This is a genomic window from Paracidovorax valerianellae (assembly GCF_900102625.1).
In the GTDB taxonomy this organism is placed as follows: Bacteria; Pseudomonadota; Gammaproteobacteria; order Burkholderiales; family Burkholderiaceae_C; genus Paracidovorax; species Paracidovorax valerianellae.
In genome coordinates this window covers 135,287-158,406 of the sequence record NZ_FMZC01000008.1, presented here as the reverse complement: position 1 = coordinate 158,406, position 23,120 = coordinate 135,287, and the positions used below count along the sequence as shown (strand labels likewise).

The 23,120-nt window shown below is 66.0% G+C and carries 26 protein-coding genes; 11 read left to right on the top strand and 15 right to left on the bottom strand.

All coding sequences use genetic code 11. The features are described 5' to 3' along the window. Positions 1-16 precede the first annotated feature (16 nt). From BLT03_RS14100 to tsaE, 5 genes are all read right to left on the bottom strand, one after another. Positions 17-994, bottom strand: coding sequence for an alpha/beta fold hydrolase (locus BLT03_RS14100; RefSeq protein ID WP_245711392.1), 978 nt, complete (start codon positions 992-994; stop codon positions 17-19). Positions 995-1,216: 222 nt separating this feature from the next. Further along, positions 1,217-1,444 (bottom strand): YMGG-like glycine zipper-containing protein, encoded by a 228-nt coding sequence (locus BLT03_RS14095; protein WP_092744398.1) that lies wholly within the window; start codon positions 1,442-1,444, stop codon positions 1,217-1,219. Between the two features lie 187 nt (positions 1,445-1,631). Beyond that, a complete protein-coding gene (locus tag BLT03_RS14090; protein WP_092744397.1) occupies positions 1,632-1,964 on the bottom strand; it encodes a cupin domain-containing protein in 333 nt (110 codons plus the stop codon). Positions 1,965-2,008: 44 nt separating this feature from the next. Continuing rightward, positions 2,009-3,448 (bottom strand): N-acetylmuramoyl-L-alanine amidase, encoded by a 1,440-nt coding sequence (locus BLT03_RS14085; RefSeq protein WP_092744396.1) that lies wholly within the window; start codon positions 3,446-3,448, stop codon positions 2,009-2,011. Next, positions 3,445-3,960 (bottom strand): tRNA (adenosine(37)-N6)-threonylcarbamoyltransferase complex ATPase subunit type 1 TsaE, encoded by a 516-nt coding sequence (gene tsaE, locus BLT03_RS14080; RefSeq protein ID WP_092744395.1) that lies wholly within the window; start codon positions 3,958-3,960, stop codon positions 3,445-3,447. Before tsaE ends, BLT03_RS14085 begins: the two co-directional genes overlap by 4 nt. Before the next feature lie 12 nt (positions 3,961-3,972). Between tsaE and queG the strand changes: the two genes are divergently transcribed. The 3 genes from queG (at position 3,973) to BLT03_RS14065 (ending at position 6,289) form a co-directional block, all read left to right on the top strand. After that, positions 3,973-5,091 carry a tRNA epoxyqueuosine(34) reductase QueG gene (gene queG, locus BLT03_RS14075; RefSeq protein WP_092744394.1) on the top strand — a complete coding sequence of 373 codons (1,119 nt, stop codon included), beginning with the start codon at positions 3,973-3,975 and terminating at the stop codon, positions 5,089-5,091. A gap of 66 nt (positions 5,092-5,157) precedes the next feature. After that, on the top strand, positions 5,158-5,517 hold the full coding sequence (locus BLT03_RS14070; RefSeq protein WP_092744393.1) for a CidA/LrgA family protein: 360 nt from the start codon (positions 5,158-5,160) through the stop codon (positions 5,515-5,517). Positions 5,518-5,527: 10 nt separating this feature from the next. After that, entirely contained in the window at positions 5,528-6,289 is a 762-nt protein-coding gene (locus BLT03_RS14065) for an LrgB family protein (protein WP_092744392.1), read from the top strand. A 60-nt stretch (positions 6,290-6,349) separates the two neighbouring features. Here the strand turns inward: BLT03_RS14065 and BLT03_RS14060 are convergent, their stop codons facing one another. Together BLT03_RS14060 and BLT03_RS14055 are read right to left on the bottom strand one after the other, a co-directional pair. Then, positions 6,350-7,255 (bottom strand): AEC family transporter, encoded by a 906-nt coding sequence (locus BLT03_RS14060; protein ID WP_092744391.1) that lies wholly within the window; start codon positions 7,253-7,255, stop codon positions 6,350-6,352. A gap of 61 nt (positions 7,256-7,316) precedes the next feature. Beyond that, entirely contained in the window at positions 7,317-8,237 is a 921-nt protein-coding gene (locus BLT03_RS14055) for a LysR family transcriptional regulator (protein WP_092744390.1), read from the bottom strand. Positions 8,238-8,428: 191 nt separating this feature from the next. Between BLT03_RS14055 and pyrB the strand changes: the two genes are divergently transcribed. The 5 genes from pyrB (at position 8,429) to BLT03_RS14030 (ending at position 13,482) form a co-directional block, all read left to right on the top strand. Beyond that, complete coding sequence (gene pyrB, locus BLT03_RS14050; protein ID WP_092744389.1) at positions 8,429-9,457, top strand: aspartate carbamoyltransferase; 1,029 nt, start codon at positions 8,429-8,431, stop codon at positions 9,455-9,457. After that, the gene (locus BLT03_RS14045; protein WP_092744388.1) at positions 9,451-10,200 is read left to right on the top strand and encodes a sulfite exporter TauE/SafE family protein; all 750 of its coding nucleotides are present in this window, start codon (positions 9,451-9,453) and stop codon (positions 10,198-10,200) included. The genes pyrB and BLT03_RS14045 overlap by 7 nt, the downstream gene beginning before the upstream one ends. Before the next feature lie 245 nt (positions 10,201-10,445). Beyond that, positions 10,446-11,408, top strand: a complete 963-nt coding sequence (locus BLT03_RS14040) for a tripartite tricarboxylate transporter substrate binding protein BugE (protein WP_092744387.1) — start codon at positions 10,446-10,448, stop codon at positions 11,406-11,408. An 82-nt stretch (positions 11,409-11,490) separates the two neighbouring features. After that, positions 11,491-12,393: a site-specific tyrosine recombinase XerD gene (gene xerD, locus BLT03_RS14035; protein WP_092744386.1), complete on the top strand. Its 903-nt coding sequence runs from the start codon at positions 11,491-11,493 to the stop codon at positions 12,391-12,393. A 90-nt stretch (positions 12,394-12,483) separates the two neighbouring features. Next, the gene (locus tag BLT03_RS14030) at positions 12,484-13,482 is read left to right on the top strand and encodes a Bug family tripartite tricarboxylate transporter substrate binding protein (RefSeq protein ID WP_092744385.1); all 999 of its coding nucleotides are present in this window, start codon (positions 12,484-12,486) and stop codon (positions 13,480-13,482) included. Positions 13,483-13,592: 110 nt separating this feature from the next. Here BLT03_RS14030 and BLT03_RS14025 read toward each other — a convergent pair whose 3' ends face one another. Beyond that, complete coding sequence (locus BLT03_RS14025; protein WP_092744384.1) at positions 13,593-13,982, bottom strand: nuclear transport factor 2 family protein; 390 nt, start codon at positions 13,980-13,982, stop codon at positions 13,593-13,595. A 123-nt stretch (positions 13,983-14,105) separates the two neighbouring features. On the opposite strand from BLT03_RS14025, the gene BLT03_RS14020 reads away from it, so the two are divergent. Continuing rightward, positions 14,106-15,059, top strand: coding sequence for an AraC family transcriptional regulator (locus BLT03_RS14020; RefSeq protein WP_092744383.1), 954 nt, complete (start codon positions 14,106-14,108; stop codon positions 15,057-15,059). A 49-nt stretch (positions 15,060-15,108) separates the two neighbouring features. On the opposite strand, the gene BLT03_RS14015 is transcribed toward BLT03_RS14020, so the two are convergent. From BLT03_RS14015 to BLT03_RS14005, 3 genes are all read right to left on the bottom strand, one after another. Further along, on the bottom strand, positions 15,109-16,392 hold the full coding sequence (locus BLT03_RS14015; RefSeq protein ID WP_092744382.1) for an EAL and HDOD domain-containing protein: 1,284 nt from the start codon (positions 16,390-16,392) through the stop codon (positions 15,109-15,111). A gap of 76 nt (positions 16,393-16,468) precedes the next feature. Next, positions 16,469-17,734, bottom strand: coding sequence for an EAL and HDOD domain-containing protein (locus tag BLT03_RS14010; protein WP_092744381.1), 1,266 nt, complete (start codon positions 17,732-17,734; stop codon positions 16,469-16,471). Between the two features lie 102 nt (positions 17,735-17,836). Next, positions 17,837-18,640, bottom strand: a complete 804-nt coding sequence (locus tag BLT03_RS14005; RefSeq protein ID WP_092744380.1) for a ferritin-like domain-containing protein — start codon at positions 18,638-18,640, stop codon at positions 17,837-17,839. Positions 18,641-18,688: 48 nt separating this feature from the next. On the opposite strand from BLT03_RS14005, the gene BLT03_RS14000 reads away from it, so the two are divergent. Both BLT03_RS14000 and hslO read left to right on the top strand, forming a co-directional pair. After that, complete coding sequence (locus BLT03_RS14000) at positions 18,689-19,213, top strand: gamma carbonic anhydrase family protein (protein ID WP_092744379.1); 525 nt, start codon at positions 18,689-18,691, stop codon at positions 19,211-19,213. Between the two features lie 32 nt (positions 19,214-19,245). Next, a complete protein-coding gene (gene hslO / locus BLT03_RS13995) occupies positions 19,246-20,235 on the top strand; it encodes an Hsp33 family molecular chaperone HslO (protein ID WP_092744378.1) in 990 nt (329 codons plus the stop codon). Between the two features lie 43 nt (positions 20,236-20,278). Here the strand turns inward: hslO and BLT03_RS13990 are convergent, their stop codons facing one another. From BLT03_RS13990 to BLT03_RS13975, 4 genes are all read right to left on the bottom strand, one after another. Then, on the bottom strand, positions 20,279-20,863 hold the full coding sequence (locus tag BLT03_RS13990; protein ID WP_092744377.1) for a hypothetical protein: 585 nt from the start codon (positions 20,861-20,863) through the stop codon (positions 20,279-20,281). Between the two features lie 35 nt (positions 20,864-20,898). Beyond that, positions 20,899-21,177 carry a septum formation initiator family protein gene (locus BLT03_RS13985; RefSeq protein WP_092744376.1) on the bottom strand — a complete coding sequence of 93 codons (279 nt, stop codon included), beginning with the start codon at positions 21,175-21,177 and terminating at the stop codon, positions 20,899-20,901. A gap of 102 nt (positions 21,178-21,279) precedes the next feature. Further along, positions 21,280-22,566, bottom strand: coding sequence for a phosphopyruvate hydratase (gene eno, locus BLT03_RS13980; RefSeq protein WP_092744375.1), 1,287 nt, complete (start codon positions 22,564-22,566; stop codon positions 21,280-21,282). 90 nt (positions 22,567-22,656) lie between these two features. Further along, positions 22,657-23,082 (bottom strand): hypothetical protein, encoded by a 426-nt coding sequence (locus BLT03_RS13975; protein WP_092744374.1) that lies wholly within the window; start codon positions 23,080-23,082, stop codon positions 22,657-22,659. Between the last annotated feature and the right edge of the window lie 38 nt (positions 23,083-23,120).

Sequence of the window (23,120 nt, the reverse complement as noted above, 5' to 3'; positions counted from 1 at the left end):
GCAGCCGGCCGCGGTTTCACCGCATCGTGCGGTCCAGCCACTGCAGCAAGTGCTGGGTGACGAACTGCGGGTTGTCCAGGTTCGAAATGTGGCCGGCCTGCGGAATCAGCACCGACTCGCAGCCGATCACCTCCGCCATTTCCTGCATTTCGCGCGGCGGGCGGGGAATGTCCTCATCACCGCCCATGAGCAGCGTGGTGTTTGCATCCAGCCCTGCAAGCCGGTCCATCGCGTCGGCACGGCCGAAGATGATGCGGCCCAGCGGCACGACCGACTCCCGCAACTGGTCCGCCCTCATGGCCGCCAGGCTGCGCCCGAAGGCTGCCGGCCGCGGGCTGGCCGGATCGGTGCCCGGGCGAAAGAAGATCGGAACGATGGCATCGATCAGGGGCTGCGTGACCTTTCCACCCGCCTCGATCGCATCGAGCAGTCCGAAGTAGCGAAGGCGTGTCGGCTCCGGCTCGGCCCCCAGAAAGGTGTCCATCATCACCAGGCTGCGCACCCGCTCCGGTGCCCGCAGCGCCAGTTCCGCACCCCACATGCCGCCGACCGACAGGCCGACCACCGCGCATTCGCGCACGTGCAGGGCATCGAGCAATTGCAGCATCTGCGCTGCGAGGCCTTTGAGGTCCTGCGTGTCCGCGGGCAGCGCCCCGGAGGCGCCGTGACCCCACAGGTCGGGCGCGATCACCCGGTAGTGCCGGGACAGGGCTTTGATCTGCGGCGCCCACATGCCCGACGTCCAGAGATAGCTGTGACCGAGCAGGACGACCGGCCCCTTGCCCCGGTCCTGGTAGTGCAGATGGCAACCCTGCGGCGTGGTGAACCGTGAAGTTTCTGCAATGCCTGCCGGGTCTTCCGCGCTGTTCGCCAGAACGCCGCCCGACGCCATGGCGGCCGGTATCGCCATCATCTGCAGAGCCGCTCGGCGGCGGTTCAATGCGGGCTCGGGCGGACGATTCTGAGTGGCGGGTGCCAAGGGCGAAGAGTGCATGGAGTCGTTCTGCAGAGTGGAAAACGACGATGGTAGCCGCGCCGGAGCCGTTTAAATGTACTAAACCGTATCGATCGACGGTGGAGCGCTTCATGCGGCCATGCGTGCTTTTTCAGTCCGATTCAATCCCCAGCAGAAAACGCAAAAACGCCCGCAAGGCGCAAAGCCGTGCGGGCGTTTTCGGGGGAAAGCAGGATGGGTGTTAAACCATCCCCTCGCCGATTAACGGCGGCGTTGGTCGCGGTCTTCGCCCAGTTCATGGCCGACCAGCGCACCGGCGCCAGCGCCGATCACCGTGGCGGTGGTGCCGCCGACGGCACTGCCCAGTACACCGCCGGCCACGGCGCCTACGCCGGTGCCCACTTGTGCATTGGTGGGATTGGACGAGCAGCCGACGAGGCCGAGGGCGGCTGCAACAGCGGCGGCGGAAACGATATGGCGGTAGTTCATGACTTGCTCCTTGTGTCTTTGGGGGTTATGGAATCCGGACAGGCCGGCGGTCTGAAACCGCTGCAATTCGCCTGTCCCAACCCATGCCCAGACTATCGCCCCGGCCCCGCTCGTGCGGTGTAGGCAGTCAAGGGACCGTGCTGTAGGAGGTGCCCCCGCAGGCCCGGAGGCCGCTGCCGGGTCTGTTTCAGCCCGGGGCGAGGCAGATGGTGACGAGGAGCGAGGCGTCCGTCACCGCGCGCAGCGAGTGCGCTGCCTTGGGCTGCAGGTGAACGAAGTCGCCCGGGCGCAGCAGGCGTGCGCCGCTGGCCGTGTGGAATTCGGCTTCGCCTTCCAGGCAGTGCACGGTGATCTCGCCAGGGGTGTCGTGCTGCCGCAGGTCTTTGCCGGCGGGCAGCACCACCCGGATCACTTCGAGCTGGGCGGCCTTGATGATGGCCGTGGTGGCGGTACCCGCCAGCCGGTCGCCCAGCGGGCTGAGGCTGACGACTTCTCCGGAACGTGCGTGGGGCAGGGCCATGGGATCCTACTGTTGAATGCCGGCCCGCTGCGCTGTCTGCACGCTCACACGGACCGGCTGCGCGCCAGCGGCGGGTTCTTGGCGAAGTATCGCGTGATACCGCGCATCAGCGCGTCGGCCAACTGCTGCTGGTACGCGGCGGTGCGCAGCTTGGCCTCTTCTTCGGGGTTGCTGATGAAGGCCGTCTCCACCAGCACGCTCGGAATGTCCGGCGACTTCAGCACGGCGAAACCGGCCTGCTCCACGCGCGGCTTGTGCAGCTTGGCCATGCTGCCGATCTCGCCCAGCAGCACGCTGCCCAGCTTCAGGCTGTCGTTGATCTGCGCGGTGGTGCTCATGTCGAGCAGGGCGCTTTGCACGTGCCGGTCCTGCACGCGCACGTTCAGGCCGCCGATCAGATCGGACTGGTTTTCCTTGTTGGCCAGCCAGCGGGCGGCCGAACTGGAGGCGCCGCCCTGGCTCAGCGCGAACACGCTGGCGCCGCGCGCGGCCGGCGTGGTGAACGCGTCGGCATGGATGCTCACGAACAGGTCGGCCTGCACGCGGCGCGCCTTCTCCACTCGCACGCCCAGGGGCACGAAGTAGTCCGCATCGCGGGTGAGAAACGCCCGCATGGGGTTGCCGCCCACGGTGGTGGCGTTGATGCGGTCGCGCAGCAGGTACGCCACCTTGAGCACGATGTCTTTCTCCCGCGTGCCGGCGGGGCCGGTGGCGCCGGGGTCCTCGCCCCCATGGCCTGGGTCCAGTGCCACGATGATGAGCCGGTCGGTCGCCTTCGCGATGGTGGGGGCGGCCGGCGTGGGGGGCGGCGCATGCGGTGGCGTCGGGGCTGCCGCGACGACGGGGGGCGGCGTGGCCGGTGCCGCTGGCGCGGGCAGCCCGACCGGCGGGGGCGGGGCGCCGGGCCGCTGGCTCTGCTGGGCGATCAGGTCGCCCAGCGGATCGCCGGGCGTGCCGGGCCTGGCCGCCGCGATGTTGGGCAGCGGCGCCGCCGCCGGGGCCTCGCGCAGCCGTTCGGCGATGAGGGCCTCCAGCGGGTCCTCTGGCTCGGCCGGGTACAGATCGAACACCAGCCGGTGCTGGTAGGCCGCGATCGGCGGCAGCGTGAACACCTGGGGCAGCGCGGCGCGCTTCAGGTCCAGCACCAGCCGCACGACGTTGGGCGCGTTCTGGCCCACGCGGATGCCGGCGATGTTGGGGTCATCCGCCTTCACCTTGGCGACGAGCTCGCGCAGTTCAGGGTTCAGGTCGATGCCTTCGATGTCCACCGCCAGACGGGGCGGAGTGGTCACGAAGAATTGCTTGGCCACCAGCTGGCGGTCGGATTCGATCGTGACGCGGGAATAGTCCTGCGCCGGCCAGACGCGCACCGCCAGAATGCTGGCGCCCCGCGCGATCTGCTGGGTGCCCAGCAGCAGCACCAGGGTGCCTGCCTGCAGCAGCGAACGGCGGGAGGGTTGGGGGGGAAAGGGCGCTTCGCTCATGCCTTCGATCCTTGTGCAAGCGTGCGGCCCGAAGCGGTGTGGGCCTGAAGGGTGACGTGCCGCTCGGCATCATCCACTGCTTCAATGTGTATAGCAAGGTCTTCAACGGGGATGAGCGCGGCGGCCTTCTCAGGCCACTCCGCGATCTTGAGTCCCGGGCCCGCGAAGATGTCGCGAAAGCCCGCGTCTTCCCATTCGCGCGGATCGCTGAAGCGGTAGAAGTCGAAATGCCAGATGGCCAGGCCCGGCGCCTCGTGCGGCTCCACCACGGCGTAGGTCGGGCTCTTGATGCGGCCCTGCACTCCCAGCGCGCGCAGCAGGTGGCGCACCAGCGTGGTCTTGCCGGCCCCCAGGTCGCCGTGCAGCGTGATGAAGGCGTTGGCGATCAGGGGCTGCGCTGCCAGGCGCACGGCGAAGGCGGCGGTGTCTTCCTCGCTGTGCCAGCGCAACGCGACAGGCGCGTCGGCAGGGGGGCTTTCTACAATCCGGTGGTGATGTTCAGCAGCAGTCAACTCGTTCCTCAAATGCAAGGCTGGGCCCGCGAACTGGGATTCTCCCAAATCGGCGTGGCCGGTGTGGACTTGTCGTCCGCAGAACCGGGGTTGATGCAGTGGCTGGCGCAAGGGTTCCATGGCGAGATGCAATACATGCAAGCCCACGGCCTGCGCCGCGCCCGGCCGGCCGAGCTGGTGCCCGGCACCGTGAGCGTGATCACCGCGCGCATGGACTACCTGCCGCGCGACACGCCCGTGCAGGGCGCCGCAGCGGCCGGCAAGTCGGCAGGGCCGGGCTGGCAGGCCATCGAATTCGCGCGGCTGGAGCGCCCGTCGGAGGGCATCGTCTCGGTCTATGCCCGGGGGCGCGATTATCACAAGGTGCTGCGCCAGCGCCTGCAGAAGCTGGCCGACCGCATCGCCGAGGCAGTAGGGCCCATCGGGCATCGGGTGTTCACCGACTCGGCGCCCGTGCTGGAGGCGGAGCTTGCGAGCCGCAGCGGGCAGGGCTGGCGCGGCAAGCACACCCTGGTGCTCAACCGGGAGGCGGGCTCGATGTTCTTCCTGGGCGAGATCTATGTCGACATGCCGCTCGACCCCAGCGAGCCGGTGACTGCGCACTGCGGCAGTTGCCAAGCCTGCCTGGACATCTGCCCCACGCAAGCGATCGTCGCGCCGCACCGGGTGGACGCCCGCCGTTGCATCTCTTACCTCACCATCGAGCACGCAGGCCCCATTCCTGTCGAACTGCGGCCCTTGATGGGCAACCGCATCTACGGCTGCGACGACTGCCAACTGGTCTGCCCATGGAACAAGTTCGCGCAGGCCAGCCGGCTGCCCGACTTCGACGCGCGGCCGGGCCTGGCAGGGCAGCAACTGGCGCACCTGTTTTCGTGGGACGAACCCACGTTCCTGCGCCTGACCGAGGGCGGCCCCATCCGGCGCATCGGGCACGAACGCTGGCTGCGCAACGTGGCCGTGGCGCTGGGCAATGCCCTGCGGGCGACGGGCGACCCCGGCGTGCAGGCCGCGCTGCAGTCCCGCGCCTCGGACCCGAGCGCACTGGTGCGGGAGCACGTGGAATGGGGTTTGAGCCAAAAAGGCCTCCAGCGCAATAAAGACGGCGGCAGTGCGCTATCAATTAAATAGCATTCGGCTGCGTCGAAATGCCCGATCGCATGCCGGCCTGGCCTGGCCGACAATACCGCCCTGCCCATGATCTACGCCCTGTTCCTGCTCATCGCCTTCCAGTTGCTGGGAGAGGCCACGGTGCGCCTGACCGGCTGGCCCTTGCCGGGGGCGCTGTTGGGCATGCTCCTCTTGCTGGGCTGGCTGGCGTGGCGCCGGCGCGTGCCCGAATCGCTGCAGTCCACGGCATCCACTCTGCTGCAGCACATGATGCTGCTCTTCATCCCGACCGTCACCGGCGTGATGGTGCATTTCGGCCGCGTGGCCGAGGAATGGAAGCCTTTTCTCATCGCCTGCGTCGTGGGCGCCGCGGTGACCATGGCGGTGACCGCGCTCACCCTGCACTGGCTGCTCGCCCGCGCCAAGCCTGCGGAGCCGCCAGCATGAGGGGCGCGGCATGACGGACCCGATCACCGCAGTGACCGCCGCCAGTGGCCTCGCGGCGCTGGGCGCGCTGCAGCGTTCGCCGCTGCCGTGGCTGGCGCTAACCCTGCTGGCGTATTTGGCCGCGCTGTGGCTGTACCGCCGCAGCGGCAACAACCCTTTCCTGCTGCCCGTGCTGACGGCGGTGGTTGGCATCGTGTGCGTGCTGCTGGTGCTCGGCGTGCCGTACCCGGTGTATTTCGAAGGCGTGCAGCTGATCCATTTTTTCGTCGGCCCGGCGACCGTGGCGCTGGCGGTGCCGCTCTACAGCCAACTGGGCAAGATCCGGCAGATCTGGCGGCCGGTGGCCATCGCGCTGCTGGCCGGGTCGGTCGCGGCCATCGCGTCGGCGGTGCTGGTGGCGTGGGCGCTGGGCGGCTCGCTGCAGACGCTGATGTCGCTGGCCCCCAAGTCCGCCACCATTCCCATCGCCACGGCCGTGGCCGAACGCCTGGGCGGCATCGCCTCGCTGGCGGCGGTGGCCGTCGCCATCACGGGCATTGCCGGCGCGGTGATCGCCGGGCCGCTACTGCGCCTCTTGCGGTTGAACGACGACCCGGTGGTGCGCGGCTTCGCGGTGGGGCTGACGGCGCATGCCATCGGCACCGCGCGCGAGTTGCAGGCGAACCCGACGGCGGGCTCCTTCGCCGCGCTGGCCATGGCGCTCAACGGCATCGCCACGGCGCTGCTCATGCCAGCGGTGGCTGCGCTGCTGCATTGGGCGGGCGTGTGGTGAGCGGGCGGCTGGCCCGCCACCGCACTCGCCACTGCACTCGCCACCGTAAGTCTCAGCGTTTCAGCGCAGCACGGCCAGCGCGAACGGCAGGCTGAACACGCCAAGCAGCGTGGACAGCGTGACCAGCCCCGCCACATAAGGGCCGTTGTAGCCCATGCGGGCCGCCAGCACGTAGCAGGTCGAGGCCGTGGGCAGGGCGGAGAACGCCAGCAGCACCGTGGTCTGCACGGCATCGAGCCGCAGCAGCCGCGCCATGCCGAACGCGATCACCGGTTGCACCAGGTGACGGATCGTCAGCACCGACGCCGACAGCAGCTTGCCCCGCGTGAGCAGCCCGAACTGCATGCCCGCACCCGCCGCCATGAGCCCCAGCGCCAGCGATGCAGCGCTGATGCGGCTCACGGTGGGCTCCATCCAGACCGGAATGTGAAAGCCGAGCAGGTTCGCCGCCAGCCCGGAGCCGGTGGCCACGATGAGCGGATTGCGCAGCAGTTCCTTCAAGAACCCGTGCTGCCCCGTGCGAGCCATGGGCCACACCGCGGCCACGTTGAAGAGCGGCACGCACACGCCGATCAGCACGGCGATGAGCAACAGGCCCTGCGCGCCGGCCAGCCGTTCTGCCAGCGCCAGGCCGATGAAGGAGTTGAAGCGGAACGCCACCTGGGCGCTGGCGGCATGGTCGCGCGGGTCGATGCGGCCCCGCAGCCCCGGCAGTCGCGGCAGGCTATAGGCCAGCGCAATGCCCACCATGCCGGTCGCGACACCGGCGGCGATCAGCCCCGAAGCCTCGCCGATGTGGATCGGGCTTTTGACGATCGACTGGAACAGCAGGACCGGGAAAAGCAGGTAGTACACGAGGCTCTCCACCGGCTGCCAGACGCTGCGGTTGAGAGGGGTGTAGCGGCACACCAGGTAGCCGCAAAGGATGAGGGCAAAGTCGGGGAAAAGGAGCTGCGCGTAATTCACGGCGTGCAGGATAACGCGCGGCCCGACGCCTCTCGCCCGATGCGGTGGCGCAAGAGACGCTTCAGCGACCCGGCGGCGCTGCGGCCTTGCCCCCTTCGACGATGGCCTCGATCACCTTCTGCAGGCCCCGGTTCATGGGCTTGTCGTGGCGGGTGATGAGCGCCTGCGTGCGATAAAGCGGCGGGTCCAGCGGCCGCAGTTCCAGGTCTTCGTGGCGCCGGTTGGGGCCCGACAGCGCCATGCGCGGCAGGATGCTGCAGCCCAGCCCGGCCGCCACCATCGCCTTGATGGCTTCGACGCTGTCGAACTCCATCACGGCGGCGGGCGGGGGCGCTCCGCCGCCAGTGCTCAGCCAGGCATCGACGATTCCGCGCGTGCTGCTGCCCGGCTCGAACTTCACGAGCGGGAACTGGTTCAGCATCTGCGGGGTGACCGCGGCCGGCCAGTCGCACGTGCCGCGGCGGCAGATGGCCATCAGCTCGTCCTGCACGATGGGGATGGAGGCCACGGCCCGCGAGACGATGGGCAGCGTCACGATGGCGGCGTCGATCGAGTTGTCCTCGATGCGGCGCACGTAATCGTCGGTGTTGCCCGTGCTCACGATGATGCTCAGCGACGGATAGCGCCGCCGCAGGTCATGCAGGATGGGCGGCAGCAGGTACAGGCACGAGGTCAGTCCCGTGCCCAGGCGCACCCGCCCGGTGACCCCCGCGGAGTGGAACGTGGCGGCGCTGACGGCATTGGCCACGGCGGCGGACACATGCGGAACATGCGCCAGCAGATCGGCGCCGGCCGGTGTCGGCCCCACGCGGCGGCCGAGCCGCTCGATGAGCCTGACCGACAGGCGGCGCTCCAGATTTCTCACCTGCAGGCTCACCGCAGGCTGGGTCACACCCAGCCGCAGCGCCGCAGCAGAAAAACTCCCCAATTCCAGCACCAGCGCGAAGGTCCGTAATTGATCGAGATCCAAGGTACGTTCCATAGGCTTAGCTTATGTTTTGTATAAGACTGCAAATCTTCACTTATGGAAGCATTGCCGTCAATATTCAACACACGTAAAAAATCTCCAGGAAACGAACAAAGCCGGGAGGGAGGGAGCAAGCTGCTATCGGTGCGCGATGAGCGCACCGATAGCGCCTTGTGTTTTGTCTGAGCTGCAATGATTGAGGGCGCATGGCCTCAAAAAATCTGATTTCCATCGAAGACCTGTCGCGCCAAGACATCGAATCGCTGTTCTCCGATGCCGACGACATCCGCCGGTTTCCCGAGTCGTTCGGAAACGCGCTGGCCGGAAAGATCGTCTTCACCCTGTTTTGCCAACCCAGCACGCGCACGCGGCTGAGTTTCGAATCCGCTGCCTACCGGCTCGGCGCCCGTGTGCTGAGCGTGTTCGACATGCACAGCACCCGCCAGAGCCTGGGGGAGAGCCTGCTCGACACCACCCGCATGGCGGGCTACTACGCCGATGCGCTGATCGCCCGGCACCCGGACCACGGCGTGATGGAGCAGATCACCGAGACGATCGATGTGCCGCTGATCAACGCGGGCGAGGGGCTCGGCAGGCACCCGACCCAGACGCTGATCGACCTGTACACGGCGCGTGAGCACTTCGACACCATCGACGGCCTGCGGGTGGGCTTCGTCGGCGGGCTGCGGTACTCGCGTGCCGCCAAGTCGCTGCTCGCCGGCCTCAGGCTGTTCAACAACATCGAACTCCACGCCGTCGACGCCGCCAACGAGGCCGACGAAGGCAGCCCCCTTCCGGCTGCCCTGGCTGCAGCGGCGGGCCGGCCCATCCGCCTGCATGCCTCGGTGCAGGCCATGATGGGGCAGGTCGATCTGCTGTACGTCGTGCGCGTGCAGCGCGAAAAATTCAGCGACGGCGCGCTGCACCAGCGGCAACTGGACCGGTGCCGCGTGCACCGCGAACTGCTGGCCAAGGCACCGCCCTGGCTGGCCGTCATGCATTGCCTGCCGCGCACGGAAGAACTCGATACCGACGTGGACGCCACGCCCCAGAACAAATACTTTCTGCAGGCCGCCTACGGCGTGCCGCTGCGCATGGCCGTGCTGCGCCGCTACATGGCAGCTTCCAGCGTGGGTGGGGGCTGCGGTGGCTCGGGTGGGCTCGGCATGGCCGATGCCGTGTCGCGCCGCGCCATCGAGGTGCTGCGCAACGATGAGCCGTCCCTCACATGGTGATGCTCTGGGCAATGGCCCTGATGGGGCTGCTGGTAGGGGGCGTGGCCGTCACGGTCGGCGGTGGCGTGACCATCGGGGTGCCGCTGCTGCTGCTCATGGGGCACTCGGCGGCGGCGGCGATCGCCACCGTCAAGTTCGCGCTCGTGGGGTCGTTCTTCACGGGCACGCTCGCCCATCGCCGTGCGGTGAGCGCCCCGGTGCAGATTCCCTGGGTGCTCTGGCCTCTGGCCGTGGCGGGGTCGATCATGGGCTCGCTGATCGTCACGGGCGTGGATGACCGGGTGCTGCGGATTCTCGTCGCCGCCATGATGGCGGTCGTGATGTGGATCACCTACCGCACCGACTTTTCCGCCAGCACGGCCACGCCGCAGGCCTCCGGCAAACTGCCGCTGGCCGGCATCGCCACCGTGTTCGCCTTGTGCGTGTATTCGGGGTTCTTCGGTGCAGGCTTCGGCACGTTTCTCATCTTCGCGCTGATGCATTTTTTCGGCCTGTCTTTTTCCGACAGCGCTTCGGTGATGACGCGGCTCAATCTGCTGGTGATCGGGTCTTCGGTGACCACCTTCATCACCCATGGGGTGGTCGATTTCCACTGGGGCATTCCGCTCTTCATCGGCTGTGCGCTGGGCGGGGTGCTGGGCGCCTGGGTCGCCCGGGTGCTGTCGCCTGCGCGAATGAAAACGGTGTTCCTGGCAGGCACCATGCTCGTGGGCGCCAAGCTGATCTGGGATGCGCTGGCGTGAGCCTGAACTTTCCGCGCCTGGTCACGCGAGCCATGTTTCATCGACCCACTCAACACCTCTTGCCGGAAAAGGCCACCTAGCACTCTCAACCCCCAGTTCAAGCCCCTTTCTGCTGCTTGGAACCGCCCGTCACGGTGCGGGAAATCCCTCACTGTGGACTGCAATGCGGACCACGATCGGCGTGCGCCAGCGATTAGGATGCACTCCATCGTTTTAACGTGTTCATGCAGTACAAGGAGACTTCTATGCAGCGCCGAAACTGGTTGGGTCTGGCTCTCGTCGTGGCCACTGGCAGTGCCATGGCCCAAGGCTATCCCACCAAACCGATCCGGCTGGTGGTGCCCTTTGCGCCGGGCGGCACGACGGACATCATCGCCCGCGTGATTTCCGACCCGCTGTCGCGCGCGCTGGGCCAGCCGGTGATCGTGGACAACCGGGCCGGTGGCGGCGGTGTGGTGGGCGCGGCCGAAACCGCGAAGGCCACGCCCGACGGCTATGCGCTGGGCATCGCAACCGTGTCCACCACGGCCGCCAACCCGGCGATCAACCCCAAGACGCCCTACAACCCGCTGACCGACTTCACCCCGATCATCAACATCGCGGCCACGCCGAACATCATCGCGGTGAACCCCAGCTTCCCGGCCAAGGACTACAAGACGTTCGCCGCCGAGATCAAGAAGGTGCCGGGCAAATACTCGTACTCGTCGTCGGGCACGGGCGGCATCGGCCATCTGCAGATGGAGCTGTATAAGAGCCTGACCGACACCTTCGTCACGCACATTCCCTATCGCGGCGCGGGCCCGGCCCTGAACGACACGGTGGCCGGCCAGGTCCCGATGATCTTCGACAACCTGCCCTCGGCCCTGGCCTTCATCAAGGATGGCCGCCTGGTGCCCATCGTGGTGGCCGCCCCGCAGCGCGTGGCTGCACTGCCCAATGTGCCCACCTTCAAGGAAGTGGGCCTGGAGCCGGTGAACCGCATGGCCTACTACGGCATCCTCGGTCCCAAGAACCTGCCCAAGGACGTGGTCGACAAGATCAACGCCGGCGTGCGCAAGGCCCTGGAAGATCCAGCCGTGCGCAAGCGCATCGAAGACACCGGCTCGATCATCATCGGCAACACGCCTGAACAGTTCGCCGAGCAGATCAAGGCCGAGTTCGCGGTCTACAAGACCGTGGTGCAAAAGCAGAAGCTGTCGCTCGACTGATACCGCGCTGCTGCGCTGCTTCAGACAAGGCCCGCCGGCACCGCCCGCGGGCCTTTCTTTTTGATCGTGCTATGGTTTTGCCATGCTGCCCGAGAGCCAGACCTCCATCGACACCTTCATCGACGCGCTATGGCTGGAGGACGGCCTTTCGCGCAACACCCTGGCCGCCTACCGGCGCGACCTGACGTTGTACGCCCAGTGGCTGGCGCAGCAGCAGCCGGCGCCGCTGCGCATCGATGCCACCCAGGAACACCATCTGCAGGGCTACTTCGCCGCACGCCATGCAGAGACCCGCGCCACATCGGCCAACCGGCGCCTGACCGTGCTGCGCCGCTACTTTCACTGGGCGCTGCGCGAGCGGTACATCGCGGCCGACCCGACGGTTCGCCTGCAGGCCGCGCGCCAACCGCTGCGCGTGCCCAAGACCCTGTCGCAAGCGCATGTGGAGGCCTTGCTGCGCGCGCCGGACACGGGCAATCCGCTGGGCCTGCGGGACCGCGCCATGCTTGAACTGATGTATGCCAGCGGGCTGCGCGTGACCGAGCTGGTGACGCTCAAGACCTTTCAACTGGGCCTGCGCGAAGGCGTGCTGCGCGTGATGGGCAAGGGCGGCAAGGAGCGGCTGGTGCCGTTCGGCGACGAGGCCGCCGCCTGGCTGGAGCGCTACCTTGCCGAGGCCCGGGCGGCGATTCTGGGCGGGCAGCAGACCGACGATCTCTTCGTGACGCAGCGCGGCGCGGGCATGACGCGTGCGATGTTCTGGGTCATCGTCAAAAAGCAGGCGCAGGTGGCGGGCATCACCGTGCCGCTGTCGCCCCACACGCTGCGCCACGCCTTCGCCACGCACCTGCTCAACCACGGGGCCGATTTGCGGGTGGTGCAATTGCTGCTGGGGCATGCGGATATTTCCACCACCACCATCTACACCCACGTGGCGCGCGAACGGCTCAAGGCGCTGCACGCGCAGCACCATCCTCGCGGGTAGCCCGATGCGGAATGTGCGGGTTGCGGCTGCAAAAGGCCGTTGCACGCGCGGACAATCACGGTTTTTTCTTTTGCGCACCCGGAGCCTTCCATGACCGATCTTTCCCGCCGCCGGCTGATGGCGGCCGCCAGTTGTTCCTGGCTCGCCGCGCTGGCATTGCCAATCGCCACCCACGCCCAACAACCGGGCACCTGGCCCGCCCGCCCCATCCGCATCGTCGTGGCTTACCCCGCCGGGGGCGTGAGCGATGTGGTGGCACGGGCCCTCGGCGACAAGTTGTCTGCCCAACTGGGCACTTCGGTGATCGTGGACAACAAGGCCGGCGCGGGCGGCTCCATCGGCATGGATGCCGTGGCGAAAGCCGCACCGGACGGCTATACCCTGGCTTTTTCTTCCATCAGCCCGCTGGTGCTCAACCCGCACCTGGGCAAATCGCCGTTCGACCCGCAGCGCGACATCGTGCCAGTGGCCAGCGTGATGGTGTCGCCGGTGCTGCTGCTCGGCACGCCCTCCAGCCAGGCCAAGGATTTCCGACAGTTGCTGGCGACCGCTAAAGCCAAGCCGGGCGAGGTGCGCTGGGCCACGTCGGGGCTGGCATCGCTCGGACACATCATGCTGGAGCAGATCATGCAGTCCACGCAGGTCCAGATCACGCACGTGCCCTACAAGGGCGGCGGCCAGCAGCTCAACGATGCCCTCAGCGGACAGTTCGAAATACTGTCCACCAACGCCGGACCTGCGGTCATGCAGCAGATCAAGGCCGGCAAGCTGCGTGCGCTGGCGGTGGGCGCGCCCGCCCGCCTCGATTCGCTGCCCGACGTGCCCACGCTGGCCGAGCTGGGTATTCCGGCGGCCAACGTCAGTTCGCTCTTCGGCCTATTTGCGCCAGCGCGCACGCCCACGTCCATCCTGGAGCGGCTCAATGCCGAGATCAATCACGCGCTGGCCCAGCCGGACCTGCGCGCCCGGTTCGAGGCCACCGACAACGTGCCGCAAGGCGGCAAGGCCGCGGACTTCGCCAAGCAGATTGCGGAGGAGTCGCAGAACAACGCCCGCATCATCCGCGCGGCGGGCATTCAGATGAATTGAGTCGGTGTACCGGCGCGATCGATCGGCGCCGCGACACGCACATGCCGCGATGCACCGGCATGTGCGGTCGATCATTCAATGTGCCGCCAGCGCCGCATGCAGAAACGGTATCAGCGCCCCCAGAACAGGTCTTCCTGTGCTTGATCGCTAGAGAACAGGCGGACTTCGACGATCCGGCCTCCCTCGATGCGGATGAGATCGACCCCCGGCTGCTTCATCGTGATGCCGTTGGCTTCACCGGCGAACTCCAGGGTGACGGCGACCCAGTCGCCATTTGCCATGAAGTGACTGGCATGGGTGATGGTGAAGGTGCCCTTGGAGATTTCCATCATCTTGCCCAGCATCGGACCCACTTCCGCCATTCCACGATGGGTGCCGGAGAACCGATGGTTCCCCGGCTGGTGCCAGATCACATCCGGAGAGATCAGTTGGCCCAGCGCCGTCTGATCGCCGGTCTGGACCGCGCGGATGTAGGCCTTGGAGATGTCGATGCCAGTCATGAAAATTCCGTTTCTTCAAAAGTAGGAATGGTCATTGTTGGACGGATGAGGCCCAATGAAACGGCGCAATCGCGACAATCAATGGTACTTTCAAGACATTCTTGAATAAGCGGGACCCATGTGATGGCGGCGGTGAAGCGAACCCGGCAGAAAGCATTGAAGGCCGACATCCAGCGGCTGCAATACGACCCCACGGCACCCTACCAGCTCGATGTGGAGGTTTATCCGGCCCGCGAACTCTGGCGCCGCGGCGGCAGGGCGAAGGTACAAACCACCCACCGCTACGACTTTTTTATGCTGGTGTGCGTCACCCAGGGAGAGTGCACCCAATGGGTGGATTTCCAGGCGCTCGCCTGCCCGCAGGGCACCTTCTTGATGCTGCAGCCAGGGCAGGCCCATAACCTCGGCAGCGATGAAGACTGGGAGGGTTGGATCGTCCTGTTCCGTCCGGAATTTGCAATGCCCGCCGCTGCTGCAGTCGCTGCGTCTGCTGCGTCCGGCGACCCCATGCGGTCGCCTGACGGGGTCGGGCTGCCGGAACAGCTGCTGTTGACTCAAGAAGAACTGCGAACGGTAACCCGCTCGATTCAGCAGATGTACGAGGACGTGCACCTGGATGCTCCACTCGGCCAGATGCACGCTCTGCTGCGCCACCAGCTTCACGCCCTGCTGGCGCGATTGAGCATTCTGAAAGGGCAGCAGCAGTCGGTCGAGCCAGCTGCCTCCGCGGCATCACAGCGCTTCAAGCGGTTTCAGGCACTGGTGGAAGAGCGCTTTGCGAAATGGCATCAGGTGGCCGACTACGCGAGCCATCTGGGCTACACCGAAAAGAGTTTGGGCCGGTCTTTGGCTGCAGTGGCGGGGACGACTGCCAAAGCCTTCATCGCTGCGCGGATCAATCTAGAAGCCAAACGGTTGCTGGTGCACACCGAGTTGCCCGTCGGAGTCATCGCGGACAGACTGGGCTTCGACGAGGCGACCCACTTCACCAAATTCTTCAAGCGGGAAGTGGGATGTGCGCCTGCGGAGTTCCGGCGAGGGCAACGGGGCGAAAGCCCGCCGTTGCAAGCGGACTAGCGGTAAGCGCCGTTCCTGCCGGGCGGGTGCCCGGCGGATCATTGGCAGATCACTCGCCCAGGCTTTCAGCCCAGGTCAGCGCTTGCAAGTGGGCCCAGTTCACCTGCCGGTTGGACAGGTGCAGTGCCTCGGCTGCGCGGGCGAAGGCCACTTCGTCGCCGCTCTCGCATGCCTTGGTGAGTTCCAGGAAAGGTGCGAACACGCCCGTGTTGTGCAGCAGCGCATCGATCACGGGCTGGGGCAGGGCGACCGAGTCGAGGGCTTTTTCCAGCGGCACGCCGAGCATGGTGTCCAGCAGCGAGAACACGCCGACCACGAAGGCGTTGTCGCATTCTTCGGGAGGCAGCAATTCGGCCGCCAGCAGTTCCATGAGGCGTCCGCGCACCACGGCGGTCTGGCCCACGGCCGGCGGGGAGCCGCCAGCGCGCGAGGTGGTCATGAGCAGCGCCGCCCAGCGGAACAGCTTCTTGAGGCCCAGAATCATCACCGCATGGCGGAACGAGGTTACCTCGCACGACAGGCCGAAGCCCGACGAGTTGATAAACCGCAGCAGGTTGAAGGACAGCGTGGGGTCCTTCTTGAGCAGCTCTTCGATCTCTGCCGTGCTCGCCTGCTTGCGCACCAGATTGATGAGCTGAATGATCGTCGCCTGCGAGGGCCGGATCGTCTGCGCCTTCACCAGCGCAGGCTGTGCGAACCAGTAACCCTGGAACAGCTTCACGCCCAGGGCCGACATGCGTTCGTGCTGCTCGGCGGTTTCCACCTTTTCCGCGACCAGGATGGCCTTGGAATTGGCCCGGGCGAACTTGACGAGCGGTTCGGCCAGTTCGGGCCGGAACGCCTGCATGTCCAGCTTCACGAAAGCGGCCAGGGGCAGCCAGGCGGCGTAGGTGCGGCGCAACACGTTCTGGTTGAATGCCAGCCGAAAGCCCCGGGTGCGCAGGCCTTCCAGCGTGGAGACGCGGCCTTCGATTTCTTCGGCCGTGGCGCCATCGGCCAGCGGCGGCACTTCCAGCACCACCTTTTCGGGGTGGATCAGTTCCAGATGCCCGCCGGCCAGGCTTTCGTGCGTGCAGTTGATGAACACCGTCTTCTTGCCCACCAGGGCTTCGGTGCCGGCGTACGAAAGGGCGTTGAAGAGCAGGGCGGCATCGCTGGCGGCGGTGTGGGCGTCGGATGCGGTGGAGCGATCGAACAGTTCGTAGCCGAACACGGCGCGCTGCTCATCCACGATCGCCTGGCGCGCAATGATCGCCAGGTTGCTCGAGTCCTCGTCTTCCCCTTGGGGGGCGGTGTTCTCGAAAGCTGGGGCGTTTTCGGAGTTGCTCGACATGGGGGTCTGCGTCAGTGAATTGAATGAATTCGGTGACCTTACCACCAGAGTTGCGCGGTGTCGCCCACTCTGGACCTCATTCCGCCAACTGGTCCACCCAGGCGAGTGCCTGCAAATGGGCCATATTGATCTGCTGGCTCGAAAGCTGCAGCGTGCTGGCGGCCTGGTCGAAGGCGGCATCGTCGGCGGATTCGCAGGCCTGAGCCAGCCGCAGCAGCTCTCCGAGCACGCCCGTGCGCTCAAGCAGCGCTTCGGAGACGGTCTCAGGCACGTGCAGCAGCCCTACGGCGGATTCCATGGGCATGCTCAACATCTGATCGAGCATCGAAAAAATACCGACCACGAAAGCCTGGTCGGCCTCGTCCTGCGACATGGTTTCCAGGGCGAGCAGTTCCATCAACCGGCCCCGCACCACGGCCGTGTGGCCGACCGAGGCGGAAATGCCCCCGGCCCGCGAAGCGGTGAGCAGCAGGGCGGCCCAGCGGAACAGCTTCTTGAGGCCCATGAGCATCACCGCTTGCCGGAACGAGGTGATCTCGCGCGTCAGCCCGAATCCGGACGAATTGATGAGCCGCATGAGGTTGAAGGCCAGGCCCGCATCCTTCTTGAGCACCTCTTCGATCTCGTCCGTGCTGGCCTGCTGCCGCACGAGGTTGATGAGGTGGATGATGCTGCTTTGCGCCGGGGTGAGCAGTTTGGCCTCCACCAGCGAGGGGCGAGAAAACCAGTAGCCCTGGAACAGCTGCACGCCTTTGCTCGATGCCATGTCGTATTGCTTGGCGGTCTCGACCTTTTCGGCGATCAACTCGGCCTTGGAATGCCGGCCTGCGTATTTGATGAGCACGGCCAACTGGTCTGGTGCCAGCACCGAAAGATCGAGCTTGATGTAGTCGGCCAGCGGCAGCCAGGGCGCATAGGCCGACTCCAGCACCGTGTGGTTGAACGCCAGGTGAAAACCGCGTTCGCGCAGCCCCGACAGGATCGGCAGCCGCGTGCTCACCTCTTCGGCGGCCGCATGGCCCAGGGGCGGAATCTCCAGCACCACCTTGTCGGGATCGACCAGTTCGAGGTGGCCGCCCGAGAGGCTCTCATGGGTGCAGTTGACGAAGATCAGCTTCTTGCCCACCAGCTCCTCGCTGCCCGCATGGGACAGCGCGGTGAACACCAGGAAAACGTCCGTGGCAGCGGTGTGGGCGTGGCCGGCGCGGGACCGGTTGAAAAGCTCGTAGCCGACCACTGCCTGCTGCCCGTTCATGATTGCCTGCCGCGCGATCATCGCGCCTGCAGGGTTGCTTTCGGGAGCAATGGACGGAGAGGTGCCGGCGACAGGCGTTTGTGGCATGGGTGGCGAACTGAAGGCGATCGGTGAAGGGCCGCACCCCTCGGCGTCGGAGGCTGCGGGTTTGGCGCATTGTAGGAAAGATCGTAAGGCAGCACGGCCTTGTCAGCCATGCTGTAACCACTCCATTTCGGCGTCGCTGAACCCTGCGGCGCGGCGGGCTTCGGCGTTGAATGGCGGTTTGAGGCGCGGCGCCTCGTAGCGCCGCACCAATAGCCCGTAGTGCGCCAGCGGATCAAGACCATCCCGATCGCACAGCCAGCGATACCAATGGTTACCAATCGCCACGTGCCCCACCTCTTCCCGCAGGATGATGTCCAGAATGTCCACGGCGGCCAGCGCATCGGGGGTGCCCACTTGCCGCAGCTTGCGCTGGATGAGCGGGGTGGCATCGAGCCCGCGGGCCTCCAGCGTGCGCGGCACCAGGGCCATGCGCGCGACGATGTCGCCGGCGGTCTTCTCGCACATGGTCCACAGGCCCTGGTGCGCGGGAAAGTCGCCGTAGTCGTGCCCCATTCCGCGCAGGTGTTCGCGCAGCAGGCCGAAGTGCTTGGCTTCTTCGGCGGCCACGCGCAGCCAGTCGAGGTAGAAAGCCTGGGGCATGCCGTCGAATCGCCAGACGGCATCGAGCGCGAGGTTGATGGCGTTGAATTCGATGTGCGCAATGGCGTGCATCAGCACCGCGCGGCCTTCGTGCGTGGCGGGCGAGCGGCGGGCCACTTCGGTGTGGCGCAGCAAGGTGGGGCGCTCGGGCCGGCCGGGCAGGGCGGCCGCGTCCACCGGGCCGGACGGCCACTGGGCGCTGACAGAGCCGGTGGCGGCGCGCGCATGCAGGTCCAGTGTGGCGGCGGCTTTGGCCTCAGGGTCAGTCAGGCACAGGGCTGAGAGGGCGCATTGGCGAAGGTCCATCCCTACAATTCTAGGATTCGGCCCCGATCACAAAAAAAGGAGACTTTGATGGCGCTTTATGAACTCGACGGCATTTCACCCCGCACCGCGCCCTCGGCCTGGGTGGCGGACAGTGCCGAAGTGATGGGCAACGTCGTGCTGGGCGAGGCTTCCAGCATCTGGTTCGGGGCCGTGCTGCGGGGCGACAACGAGCCGATCACCATCGGCGCCGGCACCAACGTGCAGGACGGCAGCGTGCTGCATTCCGACCCCGGCCAGCCGCTGGTGCTGGGCGAGCGTGTCACGGTGGGCCACAAGGTCGTGCTGCACGGCTGCACGGTGGGCGACGAATCACTGATCGGCATCGGCGCGGTGGTGCTCAACGGTGCGAAGATCGGCAAGCATTGCCTCGTCGGCGCCGGCGCGCTGGTGACGGAAGGCAAGGAGTTTCCCGATGGCTCCATGATCATCGGCAGCCCCGCCAAGGCGGTGCGCCAGCTCTCGCCCGAGCAGATCGAAGGGCTGCGCAGGAACGCGCAGTCCTATGTCGACAACGCCCGCCGTTTTCGCGCCGGGCTGCGCAAGCTGGCCTGAACGGCGGCGCAATCTTTTCAGGAATCAATCAGGTGTCTGAACTCCACAAGTTTCTTTTCGATGGCCTGCCCGTGCGCGGCATGATCGTGCGCCTGACCGACGCCTGGACCGAAATCCTCGCGCGGCGCGCCGCCAACACCACTTCCGGCGCCTACCCGCCGCCCGTTCGCGAACTGCTGGGCGAGATGGCGGCGGCGGGCGTGTTGATGCAGTCCAACATCAAGTTCAACGGGGCGCTGGTGCTGCAGGTCTTCGGCGACGGGCCGGTGAAGCTGGCCGTGGCCGAGGTGCAATCGGACCTCAGCCTGCGCGCCACGGCCTCGGTGAACGGCGAAGTGCCCGACAGCGCGCGCCTCAGCGACATGGTGAACGTGGGTGGCGGCGGCCGCTGCGCCATCACGCTCGACCCCAAGGACCGCCTGCCAGGCCAGCAGCCCTACCAGGGCGTGGTGCCGCTGCACGGCGACCACAACGAGAAGATCGAGAAGCTCAGCGACGTGCTCCAGCACTACATGCTGCAGTCCGAGCAGCTCGACACCACACTCGTGCTGGCGGCCGACGACAAGGTGGCCGCCGGGCTGCTCATCCAGCGCATGCCGATCAAGGGCGAGGGCAACCTGGCCGGCGAAATGACCTACCGCGAAAACGAGGACGAGATCGGCCGCAACGAGGACTACAACCGCATCGCCACGCTGGCCGCCAGCCTCACGCGCGACGAACTGCTGGGGCTGGATGTCGACACCATCCTGCGCCGCCTGTTCTGGGAAGAAAAGCTGCTGCGCTTCGTGCCGAGCCAGGGCGTGGACGGCCCGCGCTTCGCGTGCACCTGCAGCCGCGAGCGCGTCAGCGCCATGCTGCGCAGCCTGGGCGTGGAAGAGGCCGAGAGCATCCTGGCCGAACGCGGCGACATCGAAGTGGCATGCGAGTTCTGCGGCCAGCAGTACCGCTACGACGCGGTCGATGCCGCGCAGATCTTCACAGAGCCGGGCAAGCAGTTGCCAGGACCTTCGAGCGTTCAGTAACGACGGGCGTGCAGCCGTCCACGGGGCCGTGGGCGGCGAGGCTTCAGCCGCGCAGCGCAGTGAACAGCTTGTGCTCGCATTCGGGGTCGCTGCATTTCTCGCACGACCAGGCACGCAGCCGGACGGGGCGCAGCGCGTTTGCATCAAAAGCGGGCTCTGCCGCCGTATTCACTGCGCTGACAGCTATGTTTTTTATAGCAACCTGCGTGGATCGCAAGCGTTCGTCATGGCTGCCGTATAGCACGCGGTACGCCACACCGGCGTCTGAAAGCGCCTGGCGCAGGCAGGCATCGAACCGCTCCGATGTTGAACGCTGAGGCGAAGAAGAAGGCGATGTGGGCAATGCCGGGAATGGCGAGCCACCTGGGCTTTCCAGGCCGGTCAGCAGCGTCAACGCCGCCGTGGCCGCATGGGCGCTGGCCAGCGATGCCAGAGCCTCTTTCGCCGCCTCGGCCTGAGACAGAGGTGCGGGCAAATCCAGCCATTGCAGCACCGCGGCGCTTAGTGCAGGGCAGGTGTCGATGGCGGCATGCACCGGGTCGAGATGCAGCGCGACAGTGCGCGCAAAAGCCTCCAGGCTTTCGCCCGGTGTACCCAGCAGGGCGATGCGGACCGGAATGGCTGGCAAGGAAAGGAAAAGAAAGACGCCGCAGACGCCCGCGCTCAGCGGTGGGTCACCTGCACGTAGATCTCGTTGGGTTTGACCATGCCCAATTCGTTGCGCGCCTTTTCCTCGACCATGTCCAGACCGTCGCGGAGGTCGTGCACTTCCGAGGTCAGGCGCTCGTTGGCCTGGCGCGCGTCGGCGTTGGCCTGCTTTTGGACCGCGATTTTTTCCTTCATTTCCTGCACATGGTGGACGCTCCCGCGCCCCGACCACAGCTGCGCCTGCACCCCGACGAGGAGGAGCAGAAGCACCAGCGGAACGATGCGGGAATTCATGGCGGCCTAAGGCCCGGGGTCAGGCGGGGGTGAAAGGAAAAGATCGAATCGGTTGCCCCTCCAGCACGGCCCATTGGAAGGGCCGTGCCGCAGGCGCAAAGGTCAGCGAAGGTTGTAGAACGCAGCGCGGCCGGGGTAGTGGGCGATGTCGCCCAGGTCTTCCTCGATGCGCAGGAGCTGGTTGTACTTGGCGATGCGGTCCGAACGCGACAGCGAGCCCGTCTTGATCTGCCCGGCGTTGGTGCCCACCGCGATGTCGGCGATGGTGCTGTCTTCGGTCTCGCCCGAACGGTGCGAGATCACGGCCGTGTAGCCGGCGCGCTTGGCCATCTCGATGGCTGCGAATGTTTCGGTCAGCGTGCCGATCTGGTTGATCTTGATGAGGATCGAGTTGGCGATGCGCTTGTCGATACCTTCCTTCAGGATCTTGGTGTTGGTGACGAACAGGTCGTCGCCCACCAGTTGCACCTTCTCGCCCAGGCGTTCGGTCAGGTGCTTCCAGCCATCCCAGTCGCCTTCGGCCATGCCATCTTCGATGGAGATGATGGGGTACTTGTCCACCCAGGCCGCCAGCATGTCGGTCCATTGCTGGGCCGTGAGGCGGATGCCGCCTTCGCCTTCCAGCACGTAGTGGCCGTCCTTGTAGAACTCGCTGGCAGCGCAGTCCAGGGCCAGGGCGATCTGCTCGCCGGCCGTGTAGCCTGCGGCGTCGATGGCCTGCAGGATGAGCTGGATCGCGGCTTCGTGGTTTTCGACGCTGGGCGCAAAACCGCCTTCGTCGCCCACGGCCGTGCTCATGCCCTTGTCGTTGATGATCTTCTTCAGCGCATGGAACACTTCCGCGCCCCAGCGCACGGCTTCGCGAAAGCTCGGTGCGCCCACGGGAACGATCATGAACTCCTGCAGGTCCAGGCTGTTGTTCGCGTGCGCGCCGCCGTTGATCACGTTCATCATCGGCACGGGCAACTGGATGCCGCCCATCCCGCCCAGGTAGCGGTACAGCGGCAAGCCGGACTCTTCGGCCGCGGCGCGGGCCACCGCCATCGACACTGCCAGCATGGCGTTGGCGCCCAGGCGGCTCTTGTTGTCGGTGCCGTCCAGGTCGATCAGCGTCTTGTCGAGAAAAGCCTGCTCGGAGGCATCCAGGCCCAGCACGGCTTCAGAGATCTCGGTGTTGATGTGCTCCACGGCCTTGAGCACGCCCTTGCCCAGGTAGCGGCCCTTGTCGCCGTCGCGCAGTTCGATGGCCTCACGGCTGCCGGTAGAGGCGCCCGAGGGCACGGCCGCCCGGCCCATCACGCCCGATTCCAGCAGAACGTCGCACTCGACGGTGGGGTTGCCGCGGCTGTCCAGCACTTCGCGGCCTACGATGTCAACGATGGCACTCATTCAGGGTTCTCCGGTTGATGATTGAATTTGGCGTGAAGTTCTACGGCAACTGGGTTGCAGAAAACCTCTTTCATTTCTATAGCGTCATTTTCAAAGCGATGCGGTGGCAGTGAACAGGTAGGCGGCCGTCAAAATAATCGCGGGAATGCCTATCACCAATTGCACAGCAACGGTCCAGGCTCTTGGCCAAGCTTCCACTCTTTTGACCAAGGCGGACTGAAGGATTGCCAGTATCGGGATTGAAATGATCGCACATGCGACAAATAGCGCTGTAAATAAACCGATGCGTTCAAAGGCCGTCAGCAACGTGAAGTTGGAGACGAAGAATAAAAAAGCAATGATCAATAACCAGCAAATTACTTCGATGGCATGCCGCAAGTTGAATGATTTGTCAGGCGTCTTTTTACCGAAAAATCTGAAAAGCAAAAATAATATGCTGAATGCCAATAAGGGCAACGAAATCAATGAAAACTCAGTCGAGAAACCGCCCAGGCTGCCAATGGCAATGTAGGCCAATGGGGTCAGCAGAAGTCCCAGAATCAAGCATGAGCATG

What these genes read in the sequence shown, in the direction of transcription:
- BLT03_RS14000 (WP_092744379.1), top strand. Translation starts at nt 18,689, where the DNA reads ATGGCGCTTTATGAACTCGACGGCATTTCACCCCGCACCGCGCCCTCG.
- queG (WP_092744394.1), top strand. Translation starts at nt 3,973, where the DNA reads ATGCAAGGCTGGGCCCGCGAACTGGGATTCTCCCAAATCGGCGTGGCC.
- BLT03_RS14100 (WP_245711392.1), bottom strand. Translation starts at nt 994, where the DNA reads ATGCACTCTTCGCCCTTGGCACCCGCCACTCAGAATCGTCCGCCCGAG.
- BLT03_RS14095 (WP_092744398.1), bottom strand. Translation starts at nt 1,444, where the DNA reads ATGAACTACCGCCATATCGTTTCCGCCGCCGCTGTTGCAGCCGCCCTC.
- BLT03_RS14015 (WP_092744382.1), bottom strand. Translation starts at nt 16,392, where the DNA reads ATGTCGAGCAACTCCGAAAACGCCCCAGCTTTCGAGAACACCGCCCCC.
- BLT03_RS14090 (WP_092744397.1), bottom strand. Translation starts at nt 1,964, where the DNA reads ATGGCCCTGCCCCACGCACGTTCCGGAGAAGTCGTCAGCCTCAGCCCG.
- BLT03_RS14065 (WP_092744392.1), top strand. Translation starts at nt 5,528, where the DNA reads ATGACGGACCCGATCACCGCAGTGACCGCCGCCAGTGGCCTCGCGGCG.
- pyrB (WP_092744389.1), top strand. Translation starts at nt 8,429, where the DNA reads ATGGCCTCAAAAAATCTGATTTCCATCGAAGACCTGTCGCGCCAAGAC.
- eno (WP_092744375.1), bottom strand. Translation starts at nt 22,566, where the DNA reads ATGAGTGCCATCGTTGACATCGTAGGCCGCGAAGTGCTGGACAGCCGC.
- BLT03_RS14085 (WP_092744396.1), bottom strand. Translation starts at nt 3,448, where the DNA reads ATGAGCGAAGCGCCCTTTCCCCCCCAACCCTCCCGCCGTTCGCTGCTG.
- BLT03_RS14070 (WP_092744393.1), top strand. Translation starts at nt 5,158, where the DNA reads ATGATCTACGCCCTGTTCCTGCTCATCGCCTTCCAGTTGCTGGGAGAG.
- BLT03_RS14005 (WP_092744380.1), bottom strand. Translation starts at nt 18,640, where the DNA reads ATGGACCTTCGCCAATGCGCCCTCTCAGCCCTGTGCCTGACTGACCCT.
- xerD (WP_092744386.1), top strand. Translation starts at nt 11,491, where the DNA reads ATGCTGCCCGAGAGCCAGACCTCCATCGACACCTTCATCGACGCGCTA.
- BLT03_RS14055 (WP_092744390.1), bottom strand. Translation starts at nt 8,237, where the DNA reads ATGGAACGTACCTTGGATCTCGATCAATTACGGACCTTCGCGCTGGTG.
- BLT03_RS14020 (WP_092744383.1), top strand. Translation starts at nt 14,106, where the DNA reads ATGGCGGCGGTGAAGCGAACCCGGCAGAAAGCATTGAAGGCCGACATC.
- BLT03_RS14045 (WP_092744388.1), top strand. Translation starts at nt 9,451, where the DNA reads ATGGTGATGCTCTGGGCAATGGCCCTGATGGGGCTGCTGGTAGGGGGC.
- BLT03_RS14025 (WP_092744384.1), bottom strand. Translation starts at nt 13,982, where the DNA reads ATGACTGGCATCGACATCTCCAAGGCCTACATCCGCGCGGTCCAGACC.
- BLT03_RS14030 (WP_092744385.1), top strand. Translation starts at nt 12,484, where the DNA reads ATGACCGATCTTTCCCGCCGCCGGCTGATGGCGGCCGCCAGTTGTTCC.
- BLT03_RS13985 (WP_092744376.1), bottom strand. Translation starts at nt 21,177, where the DNA reads ATGAATTCCCGCATCGTTCCGCTGGTGCTTCTGCTCCTCCTCGTCGGG.
- BLT03_RS14040 (WP_092744387.1), top strand. Translation starts at nt 10,446, where the DNA reads ATGCAGCGCCGAAACTGGTTGGGTCTGGCTCTCGTCGTGGCCACTGGC.
- BLT03_RS14010 (WP_092744381.1), bottom strand. Translation starts at nt 17,734, where the DNA reads ATGCCACAAACGCCTGTCGCCGGCACCTCTCCGTCCATTGCTCCCGAA.